Consider the following 3,078-nt stretch of genomic DNA (forward strand, 5'->3'; position numbering starts at 1 on the left):
TGAGTACGTAAGCTCAGAAAGAGGATTTAACAGCAATGCAAAATACGTTGTTATGAATTTCAATGGAGCTGATATTGTTGACGAGCTTTGGAATGTTGTATTTACGTTTAGAAAGGCTGTGTGATTAACCTATTAATCACAGCTTATTGATAAGTTTAAACGATTGGCATTAGTTTCTGTAGTAGATAATAATCTAAGTGTTAAATAAAAATAAGGTTATTTATGTACACATCAGAATTGATAGACGGCAAGCCGACAGTGCTTAAAAACGGCGTGGTTGATAAAGAAGAGACAGCGCAGGTTAACTGGTGGGCCGATGCTCAGCAACGTTGTGATTATTTGAATGAGCAAATTAAACAGGTTGTAATTAGCAATGATGCTATTGATAAATTAAAGGTGAGAAAATGAAAAATAAATATAGAGTTGTAGATGACAAATACAGTGGCTTTGAAGTTCAAGTTAAATTTTGGTGGTTTCCTGTTCTCTTTTTCCAGTGCGCAGGTGAATACCCATTCACAAATACACACCCCACTCTAGAAAAGGCAAAAGAATTTATGGAAGATAAATATAAAGGTAAAAAATCTAAGGGTGGAAAGATACACGCAACACTGGAATAAAAACATAGCCACGCATTAACCGGTAGCTATACGAGTTAAACGCATTGTTATGTTTTAGTTTAAGGAGGTGTAAATGCCAAAAGGCAGGGGTTTAGGGATAACAGGAGAAGTTAAGGAAGGTAATGATTTTGCCAGATCAAAGCGATGGCAGAAAATTTACAGCCTGCATTTTGAATATGATTCGCCACACCTTCGCGACTGGATGATGTCACGCAGCTGGAAGCGACACAGAAAAACACAATACAAAACATAACCGCATCGACAAAGGGTGAGTATGAAAGATTTTAAGTTAACGATTAGTTCACTTGGTTACTTTATACAAGAAGTGACTAAAGTGTTAACCACAAATCAAAACAAATCTTACCGTGTCAATATTCGCGAGTGGAAGGAAAAGCGATCGCTTGACCAAAACTCGTTATATTGGAAATGGCTTACAGAAATATCCAAACAAGCAGCAGTTAATAATGAGAAATTCAAGCCTGAAATATGGCATGAATACATGAAAAAATATTACTGCCCTGTAACTATAATTAACATGCCAGCAGGCGAGCCTAGTATTATAAAAAGCACCACAAAGCTTGATACAGGGCAAATGCATCACTACTTAAATAAAATTGAACGATGGGCGCAAGATAGAATGTTTTTGTTAACAATACCTGAGTCTTGCGAGTATAGAACTTTACTTGATAAACAGGATGAATGATGAAATATATCACAGGGTTTTTATTGAAGGCTAACGTATTAATAATGATATTTCTACTTTTGCCAGTTATTGTAAATGGCGAAAAGCAAATGCAACTTGAAGTATCTTCATTTTTATTATTAACATCTAACATTTTAATTTACTTGCTGCTGAAAAGGATTAAAAAACAATGAGATTAATATCTAACATACTAAACACGCTTAGTTATCTAGCGATATTTTTTATTGTTACACCGGCAGTAATTAAAGGTGATACTGATACAGCGTGGGCTTTGCTCGGTTTTGTTGCTATAAGCTTTTTTGTTAATTTGCTGTCGATTGGTATTGGTTGTGTTAAATGTAAAAGGAATAACCATGGCGAAAACTAGGCGCTGCAAAAATTGCAAAACTAAAAACGAAAAGTTTGCCGTTATTGGTATTAATGCGTTTTGTGACTATGATTGCGCGGCTAAGTTCGGCAGGGAGAAAGCAAAGCTAGATAAGGAAAAGGCTGACAAGAAAAAACATGCAGCCAGAAAGAAGAAATTTAAAGATAATGACAAACCACTGAGAGAGCGTGAAGCGCAAAAGGCAGTTAACGCATACATTCGCAAGCGAGATGAAAAAGAGCTGTGCATAAGCTGCCGTAATGAGCTTAAAAACCCTAATGGATATATAGGGAAGTCAGGGGTTCATGCTGGGCACTATAAATCAAGGGGCGGTTATCCAGAACTTAGATTTGAAGAATTAAATATTAATTCGCAGTGCTATCGTTGCAATGTTCAATTGTCTGGCAATATTGAGAATTACAGGATAAACCTAGTTGAAAAAATCGGACTTGAAAAAGTTGAATGGTTAGAAGGTCCGCACAAGGCAAAAAAATATACTTGTGCGGAATTGAAGGAAATAGAGCTTAAATACAAAGCTAAGCTAAAAGATCTAAATTAGCAGCTCAAGGCTATATTGAGCTGCATTATAAAGCTAAGCTGAAAAGCCTCGGTTAAGAGGCTTTGATTGTAAAGCTATGCCAGCCTAACTTCGCCCTTAACGTCTGTTATCACATTCGCAGCAGTGTAGTGAATGTGATAAAACCCCGATACCAATGTCACCGTTACCGAGTTGGTTTTATCAAGCCCTGTGGCTGTGTACTCGTAAAAATCCATATTTCCTGAAACATTCCCATCACCTACTAGCTCACCCCTTACTATCTCATTAGGAGCCGCTACCATTCTTAAATTAACATATATTCTAGCTGTTGAGCTAGGAGTCATCTTTGTTCTAATCTCTAGCGTAGCTGATGTGTTATCTATCCATTCGAAACCATTTCTATGGTCTCGACCACTAGTAAATCTCCCTGCGTAAACTCCATCTGCAAAATTATTAACCGCGTGAGTCTTTAGCCCTGATTGCTCAAGCGGTTGGATTACATTCGTGCTTTTCGGGAAGTTGGCGTTATCAACAAGAAAATTATCAATGCTTGATGCAAATCTTTTTCTGCGCGTTATGCGCCCCATGTTATATCCGATTGTTGTATCAATCGCCTTAAAAAACTGTGAATCAGTAAAATTTATAAAAGTGTTATCATCCTCAATTATAAAGTTATTCGCTGGCCCAGGGAGATAATCTAGCAAGTAAGAGCCCGCCTCACCAGTGAAATTTAGATATGCATTTGACAGCCTAAATGATTCGATTGGTGTGGTGAATTTAAAGTGTGTATCGCTAATACTTTCATTGTAAGAGTCTTTTACTGCACAACTATAAACAGTCGAGTTAAATTCAG

At 37.0% G+C, this 3,078-nt stretch carries 6 protein-coding genes; 5 read left to right on the top strand and 1 reads right to left on the bottom strand.

Features of this window, described 5'->3' with window-relative positions; all coding sequences use genetic code 11:
- Positions 1-222 precede the first annotated feature (222 nt).
- The 5 genes from AC4GME_RS05660 to AC4GME_RS05680 all read left to right on the top strand — a co-directional run bounded on the left by AC4GME_RS05660 (position 223) and on the right by AC4GME_RS05680 (position 2,246).
- Positions 223-408 carry a hypothetical protein gene (locus AC4GME_RS05660; protein ID WP_490379121.1) on the top strand — a complete coding sequence of 62 codons (186 nt, stop codon included), beginning with the start codon at positions 223-225 and terminating at the stop codon, positions 406-408.
- A complete protein-coding gene (locus AC4GME_RS05665; protein ID WP_490378761.1) occupies positions 405-617 on the top strand; it encodes a hypothetical protein in 213 nt (70 codons plus the stop codon). The genes AC4GME_RS05660 and AC4GME_RS05665 overlap by 4 nt, the downstream gene beginning before the upstream one ends.
- 73 nt (positions 618-690) lie before the next feature.
- Entirely contained in the window at positions 691-870 is a 180-nt protein-coding gene (locus AC4GME_RS05670) for a hypothetical protein (protein ID WP_490378760.1), read from the top strand.
- A gap of 21 nt (positions 871-891) precedes the next feature.
- The gene (locus AC4GME_RS05675) at positions 892-1,320 is read left to right on the top strand and encodes a recombination protein NinB (RefSeq protein WP_490378759.1); all 429 of its coding nucleotides are present in this window, start codon (positions 892-894) and stop codon (positions 1,318-1,320) included.
- Between the two features lie 353 nt (positions 1,321-1,673).
- Positions 1,674-2,246 (top strand): recombination protein NinG, encoded by a 573-nt coding sequence (locus AC4GME_RS05680; protein ID WP_490378758.1) that lies wholly within the window; start codon positions 1,674-1,676, stop codon positions 2,244-2,246.
- A gap of 74 nt (positions 2,247-2,320) precedes the next feature.
- Here the strand turns inward: AC4GME_RS05680 and AC4GME_RS05685 are convergent.
- The coding region (locus tag AC4GME_RS05685; RefSeq protein WP_490379122.1) for a hypothetical protein at positions 2,321-3,078 on the bottom strand (758 nt) is incomplete at its 5' end.

Source organism: Psychromonas sp., assembly GCF_983033635.1.